The organism is Streptomyces sp. AHA2, from assembly GCF_036857595.1.
In the GTDB taxonomy this organism is placed as follows: Bacteria; Actinomycetota; Actinomycetes; order Streptomycetales; family Streptomycetaceae; genus Streptomyces.
On the sequence record NZ_JAUQWJ010000009.1, the window covers coordinates 166,352 to 189,368 of the forward strand.

General features: G+C 72.1%; 17 protein-coding genes and 1 pseudogene. 10 read left to right on the forward strand and 8 right to left on the reverse strand.

Annotated features, from left to right (window positions below; all coding sequences use genetic code 11):
- Positions 1-26 precede the first annotated feature (26 nt).
- Positions 27-3,542: a methionine synthase gene (metH, locus tag Q5694_RS20220; protein ID WP_333934576.1), complete on the reverse strand. Its 3,516-nt coding sequence runs from the start codon at positions 3,540-3,542 to the stop codon at positions 27-29.
- Positions 3,543-4,031: 489 nt separating this feature from the next.
- Here metH and Q5694_RS20225 point away from each other — a divergent pair, with 489 nt between their 5' ends.
- The 5 genes from Q5694_RS20225 to Q5694_RS20245 all read left to right on the forward strand — a co-directional run bounded on the left by Q5694_RS20225 (position 4,032) and on the right by Q5694_RS20245 (position 10,363).
- The gene (locus tag Q5694_RS20225; protein ID WP_333934577.1) at positions 4,032-4,805 is read left to right on the forward strand and encodes an IclR family transcriptional regulator; all 774 of its coding nucleotides are present in this window, start codon (positions 4,032-4,034) and stop codon (positions 4,803-4,805) included.
- A gap of 266 nt (positions 4,806-5,071) precedes the next feature.
- On the forward strand, positions 5,072-5,866 hold the full coding sequence (locus tag Q5694_RS20230; RefSeq protein WP_333934578.1) for an MIP/aquaporin family protein: 795 nt from the start codon (positions 5,072-5,074) through the stop codon (positions 5,864-5,866).
- A gap of 81 nt (positions 5,867-5,947) precedes the next feature.
- On the forward strand, positions 5,948-7,486 hold the full coding sequence (gene glpK, locus Q5694_RS20235) for a glycerol kinase GlpK (protein ID WP_333934579.1): 1,539 nt from the start codon (positions 5,948-5,950) through the stop codon (positions 7,484-7,486).
- Between the two features lie 6 nt (positions 7,487-7,492).
- The gene (locus Q5694_RS20240) at positions 7,493-9,109 is read left to right on the forward strand and encodes a glycerol-3-phosphate dehydrogenase/oxidase (RefSeq protein ID WP_333934580.1); all 1,617 of its coding nucleotides are present in this window, start codon (positions 7,493-7,495) and stop codon (positions 9,107-9,109) included.
- A gap of 273 nt (positions 9,110-9,382) precedes the next feature.
- Complete coding sequence (locus tag Q5694_RS20245) at positions 9,383-10,363, forward strand: PAC2 family protein (protein ID WP_333934581.1); 981 nt, start codon at positions 9,383-9,385, stop codon at positions 10,361-10,363.
- A gap of 73 nt (positions 10,364-10,436) precedes the next feature.
- Here Q5694_RS20245 and mshC read toward each other — a convergent pair whose 3' ends face one another.
- The 4 genes from mshC to Q5694_RS20265 all read right to left on the reverse strand — a co-directional run bounded on the left by mshC (position 10,437) and on the right by Q5694_RS20265 (position 13,929).
- Positions 10,437-11,666 (reverse strand): cysteine--1-D-myo-inosityl 2-amino-2-deoxy-alpha-D-glucopyranoside ligase, encoded by a 1,230-nt coding sequence (gene mshC / locus Q5694_RS20250; RefSeq protein ID WP_333934582.1) that lies wholly within the window; start codon positions 11,664-11,666, stop codon positions 10,437-10,439.
- A 113-nt stretch (positions 11,667-11,779) separates the two neighbouring features.
- On the reverse strand, positions 11,780-12,610 hold the full coding sequence (locus Q5694_RS20255) for an SCO1664 family protein (RefSeq protein ID WP_333934583.1): 831 nt from the start codon (positions 12,608-12,610) through the stop codon (positions 11,780-11,782).
- Complete coding sequence (locus tag Q5694_RS20260; protein ID WP_333934584.1) at positions 12,574-13,164, reverse strand: DUF3090 domain-containing protein; 591 nt, start codon at positions 13,162-13,164, stop codon at positions 12,574-12,576. The genes Q5694_RS20255 and Q5694_RS20260 overlap by 37 nt, the downstream gene beginning before the upstream one ends.
- 78 nt (positions 13,165-13,242) lie before the next feature.
- Entirely contained in the window at positions 13,243-13,929 is a 687-nt protein-coding gene (locus Q5694_RS20265) for a histidine phosphatase family protein (RefSeq protein ID WP_333934585.1), read from the reverse strand.
- Between the two features lie 61 nt (positions 13,930-13,990).
- On the opposite strand from Q5694_RS20265, the gene corA reads away from it, so the two are divergent.
- The gene (gene corA, locus Q5694_RS20270; RefSeq protein WP_333934586.1) at positions 13,991-14,986 is read left to right on the forward strand and encodes a magnesium/cobalt transporter CorA; all 996 of its coding nucleotides are present in this window, start codon (positions 13,991-13,993) and stop codon (positions 14,984-14,986) included.
- 16 nt (positions 14,987-15,002) lie between these two features.
- Here the strand turns inward: corA and Q5694_RS20275 are convergent, their stop codons facing one another.
- Positions 15,003-15,791, reverse strand: a complete 789-nt coding sequence (locus Q5694_RS20275; protein ID WP_333934587.1) for a ferritin-like domain-containing protein — start codon at positions 15,789-15,791, stop codon at positions 15,003-15,005.
- Between the two features lie 282 nt (positions 15,792-16,073).
- Entirely contained in the window at positions 16,074-17,129 is a 1,056-nt protein-coding gene (locus Q5694_RS20280; protein ID WP_333934588.1) for an LLM class F420-dependent oxidoreductase, read from the reverse strand.
- A gap of 212 nt (positions 17,130-17,341) precedes the next feature.
- Here Q5694_RS20280 and Q5694_RS20285 point away from each other — a divergent pair.
- The 3 genes and pseudogenes from Q5694_RS20285 to Q5694_RS20295 form a co-directional block, all read left to right on the forward strand.
- A pseudogene (locus tag Q5694_RS20285) lies at positions 17,342-18,442 on the forward strand (pectate lyase family protein); the annotation flags it as partial.
- A 195-nt stretch (positions 18,443-18,637) separates the two neighbouring features.
- On the forward strand, positions 18,638-19,624 hold the full coding sequence (locus Q5694_RS20290; RefSeq protein WP_333934589.1) for an aldo/keto reductase: 987 nt from the start codon (positions 18,638-18,640) through the stop codon (positions 19,622-19,624).
- Complete coding sequence (locus tag Q5694_RS20295) at positions 19,621-21,957, forward strand: helix-hairpin-helix domain-containing protein (RefSeq protein ID WP_333934590.1); 2,337 nt, start codon at positions 19,621-19,623, stop codon at positions 21,955-21,957. The genes Q5694_RS20290 and Q5694_RS20295 overlap by 4 nt, the downstream gene beginning before the upstream one ends.
- A gap of 63 nt (positions 21,958-22,020) precedes the next feature.
- Here the strand turns inward: Q5694_RS20295 and Q5694_RS20300 are convergent, their stop codons facing one another.
- Positions 22,021-22,719 (reverse strand): hypothetical protein, encoded by a 699-nt coding sequence (locus Q5694_RS20300; RefSeq protein ID WP_333934591.1) that lies wholly within the window; start codon positions 22,717-22,719, stop codon positions 22,021-22,023.
- Between the two features lie 47 nt (positions 22,720-22,766).
- Between Q5694_RS20300 and Q5694_RS20305 the strand changes: the two genes are divergently transcribed.
- On the forward strand, positions 22,767-22,955 hold the full coding sequence (locus Q5694_RS20305; RefSeq protein ID WP_094055315.1) for a DUF5703 family protein: 189 nt from the start codon (positions 22,767-22,769) through the stop codon (positions 22,953-22,955).
- Positions 22,956-23,017 lie beyond the last annotated feature (62 nt).

Here is a 23,017-nt window from a genome sequence, read left to right on the forward strand (position 1 = left end):
CCGTGCGCGCCGGGGCCTGGCGGGCGTCAGCGGGCGTTGAAGTACTTCGCCTCCGGGTGGTGGATCACGATGGCGTCCGTGGACTGCTCGGGGTGCAGCTGGAACTCCTCGGACAGCCGGACGCCGATGCGCTCGGGCTCCAGCAGGTCGGCGATCTTCGCCCGATCCTCCAGGTTCGGGCAGGCGCCGTAGCCGAGGGAGAAGCGGGCCCCCCGGTACTTCAGCTCGAACATGCCCTGCATCTCGTCCGGGTCCTCGCCCGCGAAGCCGAGCTCGGAGCGCACGCGTGCGTGCCAGTACTCGGCGAGCGCCTCGGCCAACTGCACGGACAGGCCGTGCAGTTCGAGGTAGTCGCGGTAGGCGTTGGCCTCGAACAGCCGGGCGGTCTCCTCGCCGATGCGCGAGCCGACGGTGACCACCTGCAGGCCGACGACGTCCCTCTCGCCGGACTCCTCCGGGCGGAAGAAGTCGGCCAGGCACAGGCGGCGGCCCCGGCGCTGACGGGGGAAGGTGAAGCGGGTGCGCTCGTTGCCCTGCTCGTCCAGGATGATCAGGTCGTCGTCCTTGGACACACACGGGAAGTAGCCGTAGACCACGGCCGCCTCCAGCAGGTTCTCCGTCTGGAGCCGGTCGAGCAGGCCGCGCAGCCGGGGCCGGCCCTCGCTCTCGACGAGCTCCTCGTAGGACGGCCCCTCGCCGGTGCGGGCCTGCTTCAGGCCCCACTGGCCCTTGAACAGGGCTCCCTCGTCGAGCCAGCTCGCGTACTCCTTGAGCTGGATGCCCTTGATCACTCGGGTGCCGCGGAAGGGCGGGGTGGGCACCGGGTTGTCGGTGGCGACGTCGGAGCGGACGTGCCCCTCCTCGGGCCGCTCCTCCACCTCCACCGAGGCGGTGGCCCGCACCCGGCGCTGCTTCAGTTCGGGCAGCTTCGCGCCCGGTACGCCGCGTTTGACGCCGATGAGCGCGTCCATCAGGCGCAGGCCCTCGAAGGCGTCGCGGGCGTAGCGGACCTCGCCCTGGTAGATCTCGTGCAGGTCCTGCTCGACGTAGGCGCGGGTGAGGGCCGCGCCGCCGAGGATGACGGGGTAGCCGGAGGCCAGACCGCGCTGGTTCAGTTCCTCCAGGTTCTCCTTCATGATCACCGTGGACTTCACCAGCAGTCCGGACATGCCGATCACGTCGGCCTTGTGCTCCTCGGCGGCCTCCAGGATGGCGGAGACCGGCTGCTTGATGCCGAGGTTGACGACGTTGTAGCCGTTGTTGGACAGGATGATGTCGACGAGGTTCTTGCCGATGTCGTGCACGTCGCCGCGCACGGTGGCCAGCACGATGGTGCCCTTGCCGGCCTCGTCGGTCTTCTCCATGTGCGGTTCGAGGTGTGCCACGGCCGTCTTCATGACCTCGGCGGACTGCAGCACGAACGGCAACTGCATCTGGCCCGAGCCGAACAGCTCGCCGACGACCTTCATGCCGTCCAGCAGGGTCTCGTTGACGATCTCGAGGGCGGGGCGGGTCTGCAGGGCCTCGTCCAGGTCGGCCTCGAGGCCGTTGCGCTCGCCGTCGATGATCCGGCGCTTGAGGCGCTCGTCCAGCGGCAGGGCGGCGAGCTCCTCGGCCTTGCCGGCCTTGAGGGACTTGGCGGTGGCGCCCTCGAAGAGCTGCATCAGCTTCTGCAGCGGGTCGTAGCCCTCGGCGCGGCGGTCGTAGATCAGATCCAGAGCCGTCCGGACTTCTTCGTCGCTGAAGCGGGCGATGGGCAGGATTTTGCTCGCGTGGACGATCGCCGAGTCCAGGCCCGCCTTGACGCACTCGTCGAGGAAGACGGAGTTCAGCAGGATGCGGGCGGCCGGGTTCAGGCCGAAGGAGATGTTGGACAGGCCCAGCGTGGTCTGCACCTTCGGGTGGCGGCGCTTCAGCTCGCGGATGCCCTCGATGGTGGCGACGCCGTCCTTGCGGGATTCCTCCTGGCCGGTGCAGATGGTGAAGGTCAGGCAGTCCACGAGGATGTCCTCCTCGCGGATGCCCCAGTTCCCGGTCAGGTCGCCGATCAGCCGCTCGGCGATCTCGACCTTCTTCTCCGCGGTGCGGGCCTGGCCCTCCTCGTCGATGGTCAGCGCGATCAGGGCCGCGCCGTGCTCCTTGGCCAGGGCCGTGACCTTGGCGAAGCGGGACTCGGGGCCGTCGCCGTCCTCGTAGTTCACCGAGTTGATCACCGCACGGCCGCCGAGCTTCTCCAGGCCGGCCCGGATGACGTCGACCTCGGTGGAGTCCAGCACGACCGGCAGCGTGGAGGCGGTGGCGAAGCGGCCGGCCAGCTCCTCCATGTCCGCCACACCGTCCCGGCCCACGTAGTCCACGCACAGGTCGAGCATGTGCGCGCCCTCGCGGATCTGGTCGCGGGCCATCTCCACGCAGTCGTCCCAGCGGCCCTCCAGCATGGCCTCGCGGAACTTCTTCGAACCGTTGGCGTTGGTTCGCTCTCCGATGGCCAGGTAGGAGGTGTCCTGCCGGAACGGGACCGACTGGTAGAGGGAGGCCGCGCCCGGCTCGGGCTGCGGGGAACGCTCGGTGGGCGCGGTCTCCCGCACCCGCTCGACCAGCTGACGCAGGTGCTCGGGAGTGGTGCCGCAGCAGCCGCCGACCAGGGAGAGGCCGTAGTCGCGGACGAAGGTGCTCTGGGCGTCGGCCAGCTCGGGCGCGGTCAGCGGGTAGTGCGCGCCGTCCTTGGTGAGCACCGGGAGGCCGGCGTTGGGCATGCAGGACAGCGGGACGCGCGAGTGCCGGGACAGGTAGCGCAGGTGCTCGCTCATCTCGGCCGGGCCGGTGGCACAGTTCAGGCCGATCATGTCGATGCCGAGCGGCTCCAGCGCGGTCAGGGCGGCACCGATCTCCGAGCCCAGCAGCATGGTGCCGGTGGTCTCGACCGTCACCGACACGATCAGCGGGACGGTGTGGCCGGTGGCCTCCATGGCCCGGCGGGCCGCGATGACGGAGGCCTTGGTCTGCAGCAGGTCCTGGGTGGTCTCCACCAGCAGCGCGTCGGCGCCGCCCGCGAGCAGGCCCTCGGCGTTCTGCTGGTACGCGTCGCGGATGGCGCCGAACGTGGTGTGGCCGAGCGTGGGCAGCTTGGTGCCGGGACCCATGGAGCCGAGCACCCAGCGCTGCCGTCCCGTGGTCCGGGTGTACTCGTCGGCCGTCTCGCGGGCGATCCGGGCCCCGGCCTCGGACAGCTCGGCGACGCGCTCGGGAATGTCGTACTCGCCGAGGGCGGTGAGGTTGGCGCCGAAGGTGTTGGTCTCCACGCAGTCCACGCCGGCGTCGAAGTACTCCGCGTGGACCGACCGGACGATGTCGGGCCGCGTCACGTTGAGGATCTCGTTGCAGCCCTCGAGGTTCTGGAAGTCCTCCAGGGTCGGGTCCTGCGCCTGGAGCATGGTGCCCATGGCCCCGTCGGCCACGACCACACGGCTGGCCAGAGCCTCTCGGAGGGCGGACACGCGGGTCCGGCTGTCTGCGGAAGGGGACGGCGGCAACGAGGCCATGTGAAGGGCTCCCTCGGGTGCGACGGCTGTCGGCTTGCGGCTGCCCGGCCCCCCGGAGGGACTCCGGGGACGGGCGCACCGCGCCAGCGTAACCGCCCGTGGCCCCGGATGGGCAGTGCGTCCACGGGACGGACGCCGATGCCGCCGGGACGGCTCACCAGGGCCCGTCTGACAATTCCCGCCGTCGCCCGGAGGGCGGCCTCGCGGCGTCAGGTGCGTGCTCTCGGCGTGCCGGGCGTAGAGCGTCGTACGGGATGTACTCGGCTCTGCGCCCGGTGCGGCGAGAGCGCGTGCATGGCGTCGCGAGGCACGAGGGCGTTGTCAGACCGGCCCTGGCGACGTGGTGGCGGCGGATCGGCCGCCCGTGACAGAACTGGGGGCGACCGGGCATTAGCGAGAGGTCGGCAACGACCGGTAGTGTTCGGCATTGCCGAACGAGGGCTGAAGTGCCGCTCGTCGGCGGTCGATGGGGACGGAGGCAGTACGGCGATGGGACGGAACATCCAGTCGCTCGAACGGGCGGCCGCGATGCTGCGGCTGCTCGCGGGCGGCGAGCGGCGGCTCGGCCTGTCGGACATCGCCTCGTCGCTGGGCCTGGCCAAGGGCACCGCGCACGGCATCCTGCGCACCCTCCAGCAGGAGGGCTTCGTCGAGCAGGACGACGCCTCCGGTCGCTACCAGCTGGGTGCGGAGCTGCTGCGCCTGGGCACCACCTACCTCGACGTCCACGAGCTGCGGGCGCGCGCCCTGGTGTGGACGGACGACCTGGCCCGCTCCAGCGGCGAGAGCGTCTACCTGGGCGTCCTGCACCAGCAGGGCGTACTGATCGTCCACCACGTGTTCCGGCCCGACGACAGCCGGCAGGTGCTGGAGATAGGGGCCATGCAGCCGCTGCACTCCACGGCGCTGGGCAAGGTGCTGTCGGCCTACGACCCGGTGGCGCACAGCGAGGCGCTGGAGGCCGACCGCAAGGCGTTCACGGACCGGACGGTGTGCGAGCCGGAAGGATTCGAACACATCCTGGACCTGACCCGCGCGCGCGGGTACGCGGCGGACGTGGAGGAGACCTGGGAGGGCGTGGCCTCGCTGGCCGCCCCCATCCACGACCGGCGGCGCATGCCCGTCGGGGCGGTCGGCATCACGGGCGCCGTGGAGCGGCTGTGCCGGCCGGACGAGGACGGGGCGCTGCGGCCCGAGCTGATCGCCGCCGTGCGGGACTGCGCCCGCGCGGTCTCGCGGGACCTGGGCGCCGGGCGCTTCTGACGTCACAGGAGGAGGACCGGGGCGCCGCGGGGCGCTCCGGTCTCCGGCATGTCCGCGCTCGTCCGCGGCAAAGATCCCTGTGTCAGGGTCGATCAGTAACGATCGTGTTTTCGCCAACAGAGCTCTTGACGTGTTCGTAACGCCGAAGCAAGACTCCCGTCCATCGGTCGACATTGTCGAACAGCTACCGGCAATACGCGCTAGAGTGTGACAACGCCAGGCCGGTAACGCACTTCACCCCTGGACGAAGGACAAAGGAGTCGCGGGTGTCCAGCTCCGACATCTTCATCGGCGAGACCATCGGTACCGCCATACTCATCCTGCTCGGCGGCGGAGTCTGCGCCGCCGTCACGCTCAAGGCCTCCAAGGCCCGCAACGCCGGCTGGCTCGCCATCACCTTCGGGTGGGGCTTCGCGGTGCTCACGGCCGTCTACACCACGGCGCCCCTGTCCGGCGCCCACCTGAACCCGGCCGTCACCCTCGCCATCGCGATCAAGGACGGCGACTGGAAGAACGTCCCGGTCTACTGGGCCGGACAGGTCCTCGGCGCCATGATCGGCGCCGCCCTGGTCTGGATCGCCTACTACGGCCAGTTCCACGCCCACCTCACCGACCGGGAGATCGTCGGCGGTCCGGGCGCGCAGGACACCGCCACCAAGGCCGTCGAGGCCCAGGAGAAGGGCGCCGGCCCGGTGCTGGGCGTCTTCTCCACCGGCCCCGAGGTCCGCGTCGCCTGGCAGAACGTCGCCACGGAGGTCATCGGCACGGTCGTGCTGGTGCTCGCGGTGCTCACCCAGGGCCTGAACGACAAGGGCAACGGCCTGGGCACGCTCGGCGCCCTGATCACCGCGCTCGTGGTGGTCTCGATCGGCCTCTCCCTCGGCGGTCCGACGGGCTACGCGATCAACCCGGCCCGTGACCTCGGACCGCGCATCGTGCACGCCCTGCTGCCGCTGCCCAACAAGGGCGGCTCCGACTGGGGCTACGCCTGGGTGCCCGTGGTGGGCCCGCTGATCGGCGGTGCCGTCGCGGCAGGCATCTACAACGTCGCGTTCGCCTAGGCGCGATGCGGCGCCCGACGCGAAACTTCCAGCACGCGCCGTACGTAAAGCCCCTTAAACCGGACTGACCAGGAGCACACAGTGACCGACGCGCACACCGCCGGCCCCTTCATCGCCGCCATCGACCAGGGCACCACCTCCAGCCGCTGCATCGTCTTCGACCGGGACGGCCGCATCGTCTCCGTGGACCAGAAGGAGCACGAGCAGATCTTCCCGAAGCCGGGCTGGGTCGAGCACGACGCCAACGAGATCTGGACCAACGTCCAGGAGGTCGTCGCCGGAGCCGTCCAGAAGGCCGGCATCACCCAGGACGACATCAAGGCCATCGGCATCACCAACCAGCGCGAGACGACCGTGCTGTGGGACAGGAACACCGGTGAGCCCGTCCACAACGCCATCGTCTGGCAGGACACCCGCACCGACGCCCTGTGCCGCGAGCTGGGCCGCAACGTGGGCCAGGACCGCTTCCGCCGCGAGACCGGCCTGCCGCTGGCCTCCTACTTCGCCGGCCCGAAGGCGCGCTGGCTGCTCGACAACGTCGAGGGACTCAAGGATCGGGCCGAGGCCGGAGACATTCTTTTCGGCACGATGGACACCTGGGTCATCTGGAACCTCACCGGTGGGGTCGACGGCGGCAAGCACGTCACCGACGTCACCAACGCATCGCGCACCATGCTGATGAACCTGCACACCATGGAGTGGGACGAGCGGATCTGCGAGTCGATCGGCGTCCCCCGGCAGGTCCTGCCCGAGATCCGCTCCTCGGCCGAGGTCTACGGCGAGATCACGGGCGGCAAGCTGGGCGACCTGCTCGGCGGGATCCCCGTCGCCTCGGCGCTCGGCGACCAGCAGGCGGCCCTGTTCGGCCAGACCTGCTTCTCCGAGGGCGAGACCAAGTCGACCTACGGCACCGGCACCTTCATGGTGATGAACACCGGTGACAAGATCATCAACTCCTACAGCGGCCTGCTCACCACCGTCGGCTACAAGATCGGCGACCAGAAGACGGTCTACGCCCTGGAAGGCTCGATCGCGGTCACCGGCTCGCTGGTGCAGTGGATGCGCGACCAGATGGGCCTGATCTCCACCGCGGCCGAGATCGAGACCCTCGCCCTGTCGGTCGAGGACAACGGCGGCGCCTACTTCGTGCCGGCGTTCTCCGGACTGTTCGCCCCCTACTGGCGCTCCGACGCCCGAGGTGTCATCGCGGGCCTGACCCGGTACGTCACCAAGGCGCACCTCGCGCGTGCCGTGCTGGAGGCCACCGCCTGGCAGACGCGGGAGATCGCCGACGCCATGACGAAGGACTCCGGCGTCGAGCTGACCGCCCTCAAGGTCGACGGCGGCATGACCTCCAACAACCTGCTGATGCAGACCCTCTCGGACTTCCTGGACGCCCCCGTGGTGCGCCCCATGGTCGCCGAGACCACCTGCCTCGGCGCCGCCTACGCCGCCGGCCTCGCCGTCGGCTTCTGGAACAGCACCGACGACCTGCGCGCCAACTGGCGCCGGGCCGCCGAGTGGACCCCCCGCATGGCCGCGGAGACCCGCGACCGTGAGTACAAGAACTGGCTCAAGGCCGTCGAGCGGACCATGGGCTGGCTCGAGGACGAGGAGTAAGAGAGCATGACCACCAAGTCCACCCTGCAGTCCGTGCCTGCCCTGGGGACGCACCCGGCCTCCGGCTCGAACCCGAGCCGAGCCGAGACCAGGGAGCAGCTTTCCAAGGCGTCGTACGACCTTCTCGTGATCGGCGGCGGCATCCTGGGCATCTCCACCGCCTGGCACGCCGCGCAGTCCGGCCTCAGGGTGGCTCTGGTGGATGCCGGCGACTTCGCCGGCGCCACGTCCTCCGCCTCCTCCAAGCTGCTCCACGGCGGCCTGCGCTACCTGCAGACCGGAGCGGTGAAGCTGGTGGCGGAGAACCACTTCGAGCGCCGTGCGGTCTCCCGTCAGGTGGCACCGCACCTGGCGAACCCGCTCACCTTCTACCTCCCCGTGTACAAGGGCGGGCCGCACGGCGCGGCGAAGCTCGGGGCGGGCGTCTTCGCCTACTCCGCGCTCTCCGCCTTCGGCGACGGCGTGGGACACCTGCTCTCCCCCGCCAAGGCCGCGCAGGACGTGCCGGAGCTGCGCACCGAGAACCTCAAGGCCGTGGCCGTGTACGGCGACGACCAGATGAACGACGCGCGCATGGCCCTGATGACGGTCCGCGCTGCCGTCGAGGCGGGCGCGGTCGTCCTCAACCACGCCGAGGTGACCGGCCTGCGCTTCACCCAGGGCCGCGTCACCGGCGCCGAGCTGAAGGACCGGCTGTCCGGTGACGAGTTCGGCGTGAACGCCCGGCTGGTGCTGAACGCCACCGGCCCGTGGGTCGACCACCTGCGCCGGATGGAGAACCCGAACGCGGCGCCGTCCATCCGCCTGTCGAAGGGCGCGCACCTGGTCCTCAAGCGCACCTCCCCCTGGAAGGCGGCGCTCGCGACCCCGATCGACAAGTACCGCATCACCTTCGCCCTCCCCTGGGAGGACATGCTGCTGCTCGGCACCACCGACGAGGAGTACGAGGGCGACCCGGCGGACGTGTCGGTCACCGAGAAGGACATAGCCCAAATCCTCGACGAGGCCGCCTTCTCGGTCCGCGACCAGCAGCTGGACCGCGACCTCATCACCTACGCCTTCGCCGGCCTGCGGGTGCTGCCGGGCGGCCCCGGCGACACCTCCAAGGCCAAGCGCGAGACGGTCGTGACCGAGGGCCGGGGCGGCATGCTGTCCGTCGCGGGCGGCAAGTGGACCACCTTCCGCCACATCGGCCGCACGATCATGAAGAAGCTGGAGTCGCTGCCGGGCCACCCCCTGGGCGACGACTTCGAGCCCATCGGCGCGCTGCCGAAGAAGCTCCCGCTGCCGGGCATCGCCAACCCGCGCGCGGTGGCCCACCGGCTGCTGACCGACCGCCCGGCGCCCGGCCCGCGCATGGCCGCCGACACGGCCAGGCACCTGGCCACGCACTACGGCTCGCTGGCGTTCGACATCGCCCGCCTGGCCAACGAGAGCCCCGAGCTGGCCGAGCGCGTCCACCCGGACGCCCCGGAGATCTGGGCGCAGGTCGTCTGGGCCCGCGACCACGAGTGGGCCGAGACGCAGGACGACGTGCTGCGCCGCCGGACCACGCTGACGATCCGCGGCCTGGCCACCGACGAGATCCGCGCCAAGGTGCAGGACGTGCTCGACAAGAAGTAGGCACCACCCCGGGTGACCCCGGCCGCAGGGGCGGCTCCACGCCGACGGAGCCGCCCCTGCCGCGTGCCCGCCCCCGCGGCGGAGTGCCGCGCCCGGTGGTGTCCCGGAGGACCTCGCGGGCCTTCCCCGGCGCCCCCGTCCGTGCCCGGGGTGTCCGGGCGCGGATCACGGGGCAGTGATGGGGCACTCCCCCTGCGAGGGGGCTGCGGGCGCCCCCGCCGCACGCCGTAAGGTTGGGTGGTCAGGCGAGGGCACGTCGGAAGGAGGCGCTGGGTGATCGAGCTCGAGGGGGTTCCCGAGCTGATCGACCCGGTCATGGTGGCCGCGTTCGAGGGCTGGAACGATGCGGGCGACGCCGCCTCCACCGCGGTCGCGCATCTGGACCGGGAGTGGAAGGGCGAGGTGTTCGCGGCGCTGGACGCCGAGGACTACTACGACTTCCAGGTCAACCGCCCCACGGTGTTCATGGAGGCCGGCGTCCGCAAGATCACCTGGCCGACGACGCGGTTGTCGGTCGTCCGGGTCGGCGGTGAGAAGCCGCGGGACCTGGTCCTGGTGCGGGGCATCGAACCGTCCATGCGGTGGCGCTCGTTCTGCAACGAACTGCTCGGCTTCGCACACGAACTCGGCGTGGAGCTGGTGGTCGTCCTGGGCGCCCTGCTGGGCGACACCCCGCACACCCGGCCGGTGCCGATCAGCGGGACGACGTCCGACCCGGACCTGGCCCGCCGCATGGACCTGGAGGAGACCAAGTACGAGGGCCCCACGGGCATCGTCGGGGTCCTGCAGGAAGCCTGCACCCACGCGGGCGTGCCGGCCGTCTCGCTGTGGGCGGCGGTGCCGCACTACGTGTCGCAGCCGCCGAACCCGAAGGCGACGCTGGCCCTGCTGAACCGCCTGGAGGACCTGATCGACGTGCGCATCCCGCTGGGCGAGCTGCCCGAGGACGCGCGTGCCTGGCAGGTCGGGGTGGACCAGCTGGCCGCCGAGGACAGCGAGGTCGCCGAGTACGTGCAGTCGCTGGAGGAGGCCCGGGACACCGCCGAGCTGCCGGAGGCCTCCGGCGAGGCGATCGCCCGCGAGTTCGAGCGCTACCTGCGCCGCCGCGACGGCGGCGGGCCGACCGCCTCCGGCGGCCACGCCACGGACGGCGGCGACGGCACGCCGTACCTGCGGGACAACCCCAGCGGCCGGACCAGGCCGCCCAAGCCGCCGAAGCCGGGCACGGACGACGAGGACTCGTCGGAGGACTGACGGGCGCGGCCGGCACACGCGTGAGGGGCGCCTCCCGGCGGGGAGGCGCCCCTCACGTATGTGTGCCGTGCGGCTAGAGGGCCACCCCCAGCAGCGCGTCCACGGCCCGGGAGACCACCCCGGGCGCGCCGGTGTCGGTGCCGCCGTCCCGCTCCTGCCCGGCCACCCAGCGGTCGACCGCGGCGAGGGCGGCCGGCGCGTCCAGGTCGTCGGCGAGGGCCGCGCGGATCTCCTCCACCAGTGCCTCGGCGGGCGGCCCGTCGGGCCGGGAGACCGCGGCCCGCCAGCGGTCCAGCCGCGCCACGGCGTCGGCCAGGACCCGGTCGGTCCACTCCCAGTCGGCGCGGTAGTGGTGGGCGAGCAGCGCGAGACGGATGGCGGCGGGGTCGACGCCGTCCCGGCGGAGCCGGGAGACGAAGACCAGGTTGCCCCTGGACTTGGACATCTTCTCGCCGTCGAGCGCGACCATGCCGGCGTGCACATACGCCTTGGCCATGGGGAACTCGCCGGTGAGCACCTGGGCGTGCGAGGCGCCCATCTCGTGGTGCGGGAAGGCGAGGTCGGAACCGCCGCCCTGGATGTCGAAGCCCATGCCGAGGTGGTCCAGGGCGATGGCCACGCACTCGATGTGCCAGCCGGGCCGTCCGCGGCCCAGTGATCCGCCGTCCCAGCTGGGCTCGCCCTCGCGGGCCGCCATCCACAGCATCGGGTCGAGCGGGTTCTTCTTGCCCGGCCGGTCCGGGTCGCCGCCGCGTTCCGCGGACAGCAGCCGCATCGCCGCGGCGTCGAGGTTCGAGACCTTGCCGAAGTGCGGGTCGGACTCGACGGAGAAGTACACGTCGCCGTCGAGCTCGTAGGCCGCGCCGGCGTCCCGGAGCCGCTCGACGAGCGGGACGATGCCGGGTATGGCCTCGACGGCGCCTATGTACTGCCGGGGCGGAAGCATCCGCAGGGCCGTCATGTCCTCGCGGAAGAGGGCCGTCTCCCGCTCGGCGAGGGCGGCCCAGTCGAGTCCGTCACGCTGGGCCCGCTCCAGGAGGGGGTCGTCGACGTCGGTGACGTTCTGGACGTAGTGAACCTGCCGCTTGGTGTCGAGCCACACGCGCTGCACGAGGTCGAACGCGTTGTAGGTCGCCGCGTGTCCGATGTGGGTGGCGTCGTACGGGGTGATGCCGCAGACGTAGATACGGGCTACGGGACCGGGGTCGAGGGTGACCGGACCGCCGGTGGCGGTGTCGTGGATCCTCAGGTCGCGGCCCTGACCAGGCAGGGCGGGGACCTCGGAAGCGGGCCAGGCATGCATGCCCTGAGCCTAACCGGACTGGAGTTCCCTCTACGAACGGGAGCGGGCCGGACGGCCGAGAAGGCGCTCTTGCGGTGCGCCGGACACTGTGCTGCCGGGGGCGCGCCGCCCCGTTACACGGGTGGCCAGGGGATCGCGGGCCATTCCCCGCCCGGCTCGGGGTGTGTGCCCGAGGCCAGCAGTGCGCCGACCCGGGCCCGCGTGGCCTCGATCTCGGCGCCGGTGATCAGCGGCGCCAGCCGCTCGGCCAGCTCCCCGCCCGGCGCCAGGTCCTTCCTGAGGCCCTCAAGGACGTCCAGCGCCTCCGGGGTGAGCGGCTCGCCGGCCCACCCCCACAGCAGGGTGCGCAGCTTGTTCTCCACGTTGAAGGTGACGCCGTGGTCGATTCCGTACAGCCGCCCCTCGCCGGTGGGCAGCAGGTGACCGCCCTTGCGGTCGGCGTTGTTGAGCACGGCGTCCAGCACGGCGAGCCGCCGCAGCCGCTCGTCGTCGGCGTGCACCAGCAGGGCCGTGCGCCCCTCGCCGACCTCGGCGAGACCGATCGCCCTCCAGCCCGGTCCGGGCTCCTCCCCGTCGACCAGGGCGAGCAGCTCGGCGCCGGGGGCCGCCTCGATCCACAGCTGGCACATGCCCTCGCCGTAGGGCCCGTCGCGCAGCACGGTGGGCGGCACGAGCCCCCAGCCGGTCGCCTCGGAGACGGCGTACGCGGCGACCTCCCGCCCGGCGAGGGTTCCGTCGGGGAAGTCCCACAGCGGCCGCTCCCCCGCGACCGGCTTGTACACGCAGGCCACTTCGGCGCCCCCGTGGGTCACCGTGCAGTACAGTGCCGCGTTGGAGGCCTCACGGATGCGTCCGCGCACGGTCAGTTCGCCCGCGGCGAGCAGCCCGGCGACGTCCTCGGGAGGCGTCACGCTCCGCGGCGGTATCCGTTCTGGCGCGGACATACGTGTCCTTCCGGGTCGAGCGGGAGGCTGCACAGCGGGCACGGCGGCCGCCCGGCGTTGACGACGTCCAGGGCGCGCTTGGCGAAGGCCCGGGCCTGCGCGCCGGTGAGCCTGACCCGCAGCATCGGAGGGCCGTTCTCCTCGTCCTGCAGCAGTCGCTCCTCCGCCTCGGCGAGGTCCTCCTCGGACTCGGCGTCGAGTTCAACGAGTGCCTGGGCCTCGACGATCATCAGCTGCTCGTCGCCGTCCCAGGCGAGCGCCATCGTGCCGACCCGGAACTCCTCCTCGATGGGGGTGTCCAGCGGGGCGGTGTCGGTGATCTCCGACGGCGCGACGGCGGGGACGGAGGCACTGCCGCCGCTACGGCGCACGACCTCGTCGAGCAGTTCTTCCATGCGTTCGGCGAGCGCGGCGACCTGGGTCTTCTCCAGGGCCACGCTCGTCACCCGGGTGCCGGCGGAGGCCTGGAGGAAGAACGAACGGCGCCCGGGCAGTCCGACCGTACCGGCCACGAAACGCTCCGGATGGTCGTAGAGGAACACCTGACGGGACACGTCCTGTCTCCATGGGAATCGTGGGAACCGTGTGACCACGGCACTGCTGCGACCGCTTCACCCTACTGCGGCCGACGATCACGGTGCGCCCGCACCACCCCCGACGGCGGCGTCGTCGCCCGGCGGCTCCTCGCGGGGCACCAGGGAGGCGAAGTCGCCGGTGTCGCCGAGCCGGACGAGGTACGGGCGCAGCCGGGTGTAGCGGATCGCCGTGACGGAACACGGTTCGACGGAGATCCGCTGGAAGAGGTCGAGATGCAGTCCCAGCGCGTCCGCGACGAGCGACTTGATGATGTCGCCGTGCGAGCACATGAGGTAGACGGCGTCGGCGCCGTGGTCGCGCTCCACGCGCGCGTTCCACTCGCGCACGGCCTCGGCGGCGCGGGTCTGCATGGCCCGCATGGACTCGCCGCCGGGGAAGGCGGCCGCCGAGGGGTGCGCCTGCACGACCTCCATCAGCGGCTCGTCCTTGAGTTCGGCGAGCTTGCGCCCCGACCAGTCGCCGTAGTGGCACTCGCCGATGCGTTCGTCGATGTGCGCGCTCAGCCCGGGGCGGGCCCGGAGCAGGGGCCGGATCGTCTCCTGGCAGCGCTGGAGCGGGCTGGCGACGACTTCGGCGAGGGGCAGTGCGGCGAGGCGCCCGGGCAGCGCGGCGGCCTGCGCGGCCCCGCGCTCGTCGAGGGCGACGCCGGGCGTCCAGCCGGCGAGCAGGCCCTCGGTGTTTGCGGTGGACCGTCCGTGTCTGACCAGGATCAGCGTGGGCATGCGCTCCAGCGTAGGCGCACACGCGCGTGCCGTGTCGTTCGAGTGACGGGAGACTCGCTTCGTGATCGTCGACTGTGCCATCTACCGCGACGGGCAGCGGACGGAGGGGTCCGAGGACTTCTCGGACGCCCTGGGCGAGGCCCGGGACGCGGGCGGGTTCGTGTGGATCGGGCTGCACGAGCCGACGGAGCGCGAGTTCGAGCACGTCACCCGGGAGTTCGGCCTGCATCCGCTGGCCGTCGAGGACGCGCTCAAGGCCCATCAGCGGCCCAAGCTGGAGATCTACGACGACTCGCTGTTCGTGGTGCTCAAGCCCGTGCACTACGAGCCGCAGAGTGACACCGTCTCCACCGAGGAGCTGATGATCTTCCTGGGCGACTCGTTCGTGGTGACCGTGCGGCACGGCGAGAGCGCGCCCCTCAAGGCCGTCCGCCATCGCCTGGAGCAGGAGCCGGACCTGCTGTGCAACGGGCCGACGTCCGTGCTGTACGCGGTCGCCGACGCCGCGGTCGACCACTACCTGGACGTCGCCACCGAGCTGCAGGCCGACCTGGAGGGCCTGGAGGCGGAGGTCTTCTCCCCCGACGGCGGCGGTTCGCGCAACACCGCGTCCCGCATCTACGACTTCAAGCGCCAGATCCTGGAGTTCCGCCGGGCGACCGGGCCGCTGGCCCTGCCGATGAGCCGGCTGGCGGGCACGGCGCCCTACGGCGTGGCGGTGCCGTTCGTGGACGACGGGGCCCGGCCGTTCTTCCGGGACGTCAGCGACCACCTGACGCGGGTCAACGAGTCCGTCGAGAACCTGGACCGGCTGGTGTCGGACATCCTGTCGGCGCACCTGGCCCAGATGAGCGTCCGGCAGAACGACGACATGCGCAAGATCTCCGCGTGGGCGGCCATGGCCGCGATTCCCACGATGCTCGCCGGTATTTACGGCATGAACTTCGATCACATGCCCGAGCTGCGCTGGGTGTGGTCGTACCCGGCGCTGATGGCCCTGATGGCCGCCCTGGAGTTCATGGTGTTCCGGCTGTTCAAGCGCCGCGGCTGGCTGTAGGGCGGCCGGAGCCGGTTCAGGCGAACTCGGGTTCGGGCGTGGCGGGGCCGCCGAGGGCGTTGCGGCGCTCGGGCGTCCTGAGCGACACCATCCGGCGCCAGCCGCCCAGCCGCTCGTAGGCGTACCGGGCGTGGATGCCGGCCGCGAGCACCGCCGACTTCGCCCGGGACCAGCCGAGGATGCGGCCCATGCGCGCCATGACGGCGAGGCTGACGTCCCGGTGGACGCGGATCTCGGCGAGCGCGCACGCGCGCAGGGTCCGCTGGATGGCCCGGCCGTGTCCGGCGCGGGCGAAGCGCAGCAGTTCCTCGTGGCAGTAGGCGAGGTGGTTGTCCTCGTCGTCGGAGATCTGCCGTACGGCCCGGCCGATGTCGGGGTGGTCGGCGAAGTGCTTGCGCAGCAGCTGCATCTGTTCGGAGGCGCGCTGCTCGGTGACCCGGCTGTGCGAGAGGTAGGTGACGATGTCCTGGACCGTGAGCCGCTCGTCGCGCCGCAGTTGCTCGTGCGCGAGGCCGATGCCGTTCCTCTCCAGGAGCATGGTGTAGTCGGTGTCCGGCGGGACCGGGACGGGGTCGAGGCCGCGCTTCCTCATCAGGGCGTTGAAGATGCGGCCGTGCTTGTCCTCGTCGGCGCCGTGCCGGCTGATCCTGGGGGCGAGCGCCTGTTCGGTGCCGGGCACCAGCGCGGCGATGCGGGCGTTCTCCCAGCCGCCCTGGGACTCGCCGCTCGCGGCGATGGAGCAGAACAGGGCGAAGGACTCGTCGTTGGCGAGGATCTCCTGGAACAGACTCTTAGCCGAAAGCATCCTGAGCACCTCTCCCGCGCACCCGTGCGCGTGCTGACGATCCGCAGGTCTCCGCGAAGAACGAGTCAAGTGCGGGGTGCAGGGCGCTGCAACAGGTGTGGGGGACGGCTCCGCCGAACGGTGGACGTACGGGGCGCCACGCCGGGCGGACCGGTGACGGCGTAACCGAGCCGGGCCCGGCGCGTTGTTCCGCGTGACGGCCGTGGCGGGGAAGACCCCCGAGCCCCCACCACGGCCGCAGGAATGCGAGAGGCCCGCCGGGCGGGCCCGTCGAGGCAGGGCTCAGGCGAGTCCGGCGCGCTCCAGGGCCTCGGTGCCGGCGCGCAGGGAGGCGAGCCGCTCGTCGAGCGTGAAGCCCGCCGGCGCGAGGGACAGGGTGGTGACCCCGGCCGCGGCGTACGCCTTCATGCGGTCGGCGATCCGGTCGACGGAGCCGAGCAGGGTCGTCCTGTCGATCAGGTCGTGCGGCACGGCGGCCGCGGCGCCCTGCTTGTCGCCGGAGAGGTACCTGCTCTGGATCTCGGCGGCTTCCCGCTCGTAGCCCATGCGCTGGGCGAGCTGGTTGTAGAAGTTCTGCTTGGGGCTGCCCATGCCGCCGACGTACAGCGCGGTGTAGGGGCGGAAGGTGTCGGCGAGCGCGGCCACGTCCTTGTCGTCGCCGACCGCGAGCGGCAGGGTCGGGCACACGTCGAACCCGTCGAGCGTCTTGCCGGCCTTCTCCCGCCCGGCGCGCAGGTGCCTGATCGTGGTGTCCTCGAGGTGCTCGGCGGACGGGAAGATCAGCAGGGCCCCGTCGGCGATCTCACCGGTCTGCTCGAGGTTCCTGGGGCCGATCGCGGCGATGTACAGCGGGATGTGCTCGCGCTGCGGGTGCACGGTCAGCTTGATGGGCTTGCCGGGGCCGCCGGGCAGGGGCAGGGTCCAGTGCTGTCCCTCGTACGTCAGCCGTTCGCGGGTCATCGCCTTGCGGACGATCTCGACGTACTCCCGGGTGCGGGCGAGCGGCTTGTCGAACTTCACGCCGTACCAGCCCTCGGAGACCTGCGGGCCGGAGACGCCGAGGCCGAGGCGGAAGCGGCCGCCGGACAGGGAGTCGAGGGTGGCGGCGGTCATCGCGGTCATCGCGGGCTGCCGGGCCGGGATCTGGAAGATGGCGGAGCCCACGTCGATGCGCTCGGTCTGGGCGGCGACCCAGCTCAGCACGGTCGCGGCGTCGGATCCGTAGGCCTCGGCGGCCCAGCAGACGGCGTAGCCGAGCCGGTCGGCCTCCTGGGCGACGGCCAGGTTGTCCGCGTCCATTCCGGCACCCCAGTAGCCGAGGTTGATACCGAGCTGCATGCCGATTCCCCTTACTGATCAGTAACGTGCCTTGTGCGCCGACCTTAGCGCGGGGCCGCCGCACGGGACAGCGGTACAGCCACCACCTTTCAGGTGTGTGAACAAGGATCAAGTACGCGACCATTGACGCGTGCACACCAGGTTCCCTACCGTCTCGTCGAGAAAGCGCTTTCTAACCCCACCCGCACTCCGCACGGAACGGAGAGGCACGGATGAAGCGAGCAGCCCCACTGCGACTCGGCGCGACCCTGGCGACCCTGGCCCTGGCCGCCACCACCGCAACGCTGGTGACGACACCTCAGGCGTCGGCCGCGACCGGTGGCGTCACCGGCTACGCGACCCAGAACGGCGGGACCACCGGCGGCGCCGGCGGGCAGACGGTCCGGGCGACGACCGGTACCGCGATCCACGCCGCCCTGTGCGGCCGGGCGAGCAGCAGCACGCCCCTCACCATCGAGGTCACCGGGACCATCACCCACGCCAACACCAAGAAGGTCTCCGGCAGCAGCTGCGACACCGCCGACGGCGTGATCGAGCTCAAGAAGATCAGCAACGTGACCCTGGTCGGCGTCGGCGGCGGTGCCGTCTTCGACCAAGTGGGCATCCACATCCGCGAATCGCGGAACATCGTCATCCAGAACGTGACCGTGCGGAACGTCAAGAAGTCCGGCTCCCCCACGTCCAACGGCGGCGACGCCATCGGCATGGAGAGCAACGTCCGCAACGTCTGGGTCGACCACACCACGCTGGAGGCCTCGGGCGGCGAGTCGGAGGGCTACGACGGCCTGTTCGACATGAAGAACAACACCCAGTACGTGACGCTGTCCTACAGCGTCCTGCGCAACTCCGGCCGCGGCGGCCTGGTCGGCAGCAGCGAGAGCGACCGGTCGAACGGGTTCATCACCTACCACCACAACCGCTACGAGAACATCGACTCCCGCGCCCCGCTGCTGCGCGGCGGCATCGCACACATGTACAACAACCACTACGTGCGCCTCAACGAATCCGGCATCAACTCCCGGGCGGGCGCCCGCGCCAGGGTCGACAACAACTACTTCGAGGACTCCAAGGACGTCCTCGGCACCTTCTACACCGACGAGGCCGGCTACTGGCAGGTCGCCGGCAACGTGTTCGACAACGTGACGTGGTCCCGGCCGGGCAGCGAGAACCGGCCGGCCGGTCCCGACCCGACCTCGAACACCACGGTCTCCATCCCTTACTCCCACCGCCTCGACGCGGCCGGCTGCGTCCCGGCCGTCGTGAACCGCACGGCGGGCGCGAACAAGGGTCTTCAGGTGTCGGACGGCAGCTGCTGACCTCGGGGGGCGGGCTGCGGCGGCCGGGCGGCGCACGGCGCCGGCCGCGCACCCGGCTGTGGGGGCCGCGCGCCGAACCGCGGCGGTCGCGCGGCCGCTTGCGGCGGGCCCGGGAAGCCCACCGTCCGCCCCCGGAAATCGGTCGTCCACAGCCACCCACACGGTAGGTTCTGGCCAGTAATCTCGGCGTTCATGGAGCAGAGGCATCTCGGCCGCACCGGCCTGCGCGTGTCCCGCATCGGGCTCGGCACCCTGACCTGGGGGCGGGACACCGACGAGCACGACGCCGCGGACCTCGTGAAGACGTTCTGGGAGGCGGGCGGCACCCTCGTCGACACGGCCGACGTGTACGGCGACGGTGAGGCCGAGTACCTGCTGGGCAGGCTGATGGACGGCCTCGTTCCCCGCCGGGACCTGATCGTCTCGACCAAGGCCGGGAGCGTGCCCGACCCCGACCGCCGCGTCGACGGCTCCCGCGGCCATCTGCTCTCCGCGCTCGACGCCTCGCTCGCCCGGCTCGGCACCGACTACGTCGACGTGTGGCACGTGCACGCCTACGACCCGGAGACCCCCCTGGAGGAGACCCTCCAGGCACTCGACGTCGCGGTCGCCAGCGGGCGGGCCCGCTACGCGGCGGTCTCCAACTTCTGCGGCTGGCAACTGGCCAAGGCCGGCACCTGGCAGCTGGCCGCGCCCGGCACCCGGACCCGGCTGGCCGCCACGCAGCTCGAGTACTCGCTGCTCCAGCGGGGCGTCGAGCGCGAGGTGCTGCCGGCCGCGCTCGACCTGGGCATCGGGCTGCTGCCGTCGTCGCCGCTGGGGCGCGGGGTGCTGACGGGCAAGTACCGGGGTGACGCCACCCCGCCGGACTCCCGCGGTGCCTCGGAGCACCTCGCGCCCTTCGTCGCGCCGTACCTGGACGACACGGCGAGCCGCATCGTGGACGCCGTGTCGACCGCCGCCGACGGGCTGGCGGTGACGCCACTGCAGGTGGCCCTGGCCTGGGTCCGCGACCGGCCCGGCGTGGCAGCGCCGATCGTCGGCGCGCGCAACGCGCAGCAGCTCAGGGCCGCGTTGTCAGTGGAGACCCTTAGTCTTCCTGACGAGATCTGCCGGGCGCTGGACGATGTGTCGGCGCCCGTGCACCGCTATCCCGATCACGACTGGAGCACGCTGTGAGCACGGAGCCCGAGACCACGGAGGACACCGAGCCGGGGACGCCGGGCACGGAGAGCACCGCGGGCGGTGGCACCGGGGCCGGGGAGATCGGCGAGGGCGCGGTTGCCGGAACCGGGCGCGGGCAAGGGCCCGAGGACTTCGGCGCCGGGGAGGCCTCCGAGGGTGACGGCGGTGACGCCGGGTCGGGGCCGACGTCCGGGAGCGACAGCGGTGACGCGGGCGCCGGGCAGGTGTCCGAGGCCGAGGCGGAGCTGCGGGCGCAGCGGGCCGAGCGGGAGCGCATCGAGCAGCGCAAGGCCGAGAAGAAGGCGCCCATCGAGGCCGGTACCAAGCTGAGCGGAAAGGCCGCCGATCTGCTCGCGGCCGTCCGTGCCGTGGAGAGCGGCGACAAGCCGGTGGCCACCGTGTTCGAGGATCCCGCGCCCGCTCCCCGCCGCACCCCCGCCGAGCCCGTCCGGCGGCCCCAGCCCCTGGCGGCCGAGACTCTCACCGCGGCCGCGGTTCCCGCCCCGGCGCCCGAGGTCGTGCAGACGGTGCGGCGGGTGCTGGCGGAGGGCGGTGCCCCCGAGGCGCTCGCCCCGCAGGTGGCCGCCGCTCTCGGCGACGGCGCGGACGAGCTGCTGCGCACCGACCCCTGGCAGTTGCTGCGGGTCGCCGGGGTGCGGCCCGAGCAGGCCGACGGGTTCGCGCGGGCACTGCTGGGCGAAGCGTGCGGCCCGGACGACGAGCGGCGGGGCCGGGCCCTGACCGTGTGGCTTCTGGACCAGGCGGCCCTGGCCGGGCACACCGCGCTGGAGATGCCCGTCCTGCTCGCGGCCCTGGCCCAGCGGGGTGTGCCGGACGCCGACAGCGCGGTGCAGGACGCGATCGCGGAGGGCGAGGCCCTGGTGTTCCAGGACGCCCTGACGGAGCCCGGCGCTCCGGCCGGCGCGGCCGGCGAGGAGTCGGAGGAGGACGAGGAGCGCCCGGTCCGCGTCCTGGTCGGCCTGGAGCGGTACGCGCTGGCGGAGGAGAGCCTGGCCGACGGACTGGCCCGGTTGGTCAACTCGACCCCCGAGCAGGACGGTTCGGCCGGGGCGTGGGAAGGGGCCGCAGCCGGTGCCCAGGGGTCCGCGGCCGAGCTGCTGCGTGCGGTCGCCGGTCACGGCCTGGTGCTGCACACCGGCGCCGAGGCGTCCCTGCTCGAGCCGGCGGTCCTGCTGAACGCGGCGCGCGGCCTGGGGCTGCGGGCCTGGGCGGCGACGCACAGCCCGGTCGGCCGGGACCGTTTCGCGGCCCTGGTGCGGCAAACGGGCGGTGCCGGGGCGGCGGAGCCGTCGGGGGACGCCGCCGACGGCCCGGGCGGCCCCTCCCCCGCCGCCCCGATCGCCGGTGCGGACGTCCCCGTCGCGACCGTGCCGGGGCTGCTGGCCGGGGTGGAGGGCCCCGGCCGCGATGGCGACGGTGCCTTCGACCTCGATCTGCTGGTGGTGCTCGACGCGCCGCAGCTGGACGTCGAGACGGCGGCCCTGCTGACGGAATCGCTGCCGGACGGGGCGCGGCTGGTGCTGGCCGGGGATCCCGGCGTGCTGTGGTCGGTGGGTCCCGGCCGGGTCTTCGCCGACCTGCTCGCCGCGCGGATCTGCCCGCAGGTCGCCTCGCGCCTCCCGGACCCCGGGCCGCTGGGTGAGCTGGTCTCGGGCATCGGCGTGGGTGAGCTGCACCAGGTCGAGGCGCCCGGCAAGGAGGTCGTGATCGTGCCCGTGCGGGACGCCGGCGAGGCGGTGCACCGGACGGTGCAGCTCGTCGTGGACTCGGTGCCGCGGGCGATCGGCGTACCGGCCGAGGAGACCCAGGTGATCACGCCGGGGCACGGCGGAGCGGTCGGCACGCGCGCGCTCAACGCCGCGCTGAAGGAACGGCTGAATCCCGGCCCCGGCCGCTTCGGCGGCTTCGACCCGGGTGACCGGATCGTCCACTCCCCCGTCCCGGGCCGTGCCGTGACCGGACGCGTGGTGAAGGCGGACGCCGAGGGGCTGCACCTGTCGTGCGCGGGTGAGGCCGTGGTGGTGCCGAAGGAGCGGGTGGATCAGACCGTGCGGCACGGCTGGGCGCTGACCGCGCACCAGGCGGTGGGGAGCCGCTGGCCCGCCGTGGTCGTCGTCCTGCCCGGGGACGCGGCGCAGGCGCTCAGCCGGCCGTGGGTGTACACGGCGTTCGGGCGGGCCGACCGCCATCTGTCGGTGGTGCACGGCGTGGAGCAGGCTCTGCCCCGGGCCGTCGCCGAGGTCCCGGCGAAGCCGCGGACGACGCGGCTCCCGGCGCTGCTCGCACCCCAGGTCGCCGGGATGTGACGAGGGCGGTGGCCAGGGGCCGGGCCCCTGGCCACCGCCCCGGTGACCGCTCTCGTACGCGCCTCAGCGGCGGTCCGCGTCCAGCGGTTCCAGGTCGTCGTCCTCGTCCAGATCGGTGTCCAGCTCGTCCTCGATGTCGTCCTCGTCATCGGCGTCGTCGTCCATGTCGTCGAAGACGGCGCTGACGTCGAAGCGGCAGACCACCTGCTGCGGGTCCACCTGCTCGAACGGCGCCTCCAGCCACTCGCCGGGCTCGGCCGGTTCGTCCGCGGCCGTCACCCAGAGCGTGGAGTCGCCCTCCTCCAGCCCGAACTCCTTGTGCCGCGAGGCGATCTCGTCGGGTTCGAACTCGCCGAACAGCAGACCGAGCGCGCCGTGCACCGTGCCGGACGCCGACGGACCGTCGTCGCCGTCCGCGGCCTCGATCCGCTGTGCGTGCGCCAGCAGCCGCTGCGGTTCGGCGACGGCGTAGTCGCGGCGGATCAGCACGCTCACCGCGCTCGGTTCCTCGGGGCCCGTGTACGGGGGCAGCGCGTCCTCCGCACCGGGGATCTCGAAGGGGGTGACCTCGTCGTAGCGGTCGTAGAGCAGTTCGTCGTACACCTCTGCGGCCGCGGCCAGCTGGTTGAACGCCTCGTAGACGGCCGGGTCGTCCTCTCCCGACCTGCGTTCGACCGCGGCCAGGTGGCGGTCGAGCGCGGTCTTGACCGCCTCGGCGGCGGCGCGTACCTCGGCAGCGGTGGGCTGCGCAGCATCAGACATAGTGCAGACGCTATCCGTACCAGGCCCCAGCCCGCACAATAGATGCGATGCCGGAATACGAATTTGTCGACGTGTACGTGCCGCGCGGGGTGTCCCGCAAGGAGACGGCGCGTCTGCTGACGGACCATGCGGAGTACGGACACTGGGAGTTGCACCGTCTGAGCCTGCTGCGCGACGGCAGCCGCAGGGTGCGGTTGCGCCGGCGGATCATCCGCCAGGTGCGGGCCACGTGGTGAGCTGGGACGGCGTACGGAAAGAAGGCACATGACGGAGCGGGCCCCGCATCGGCGGGGCCCGC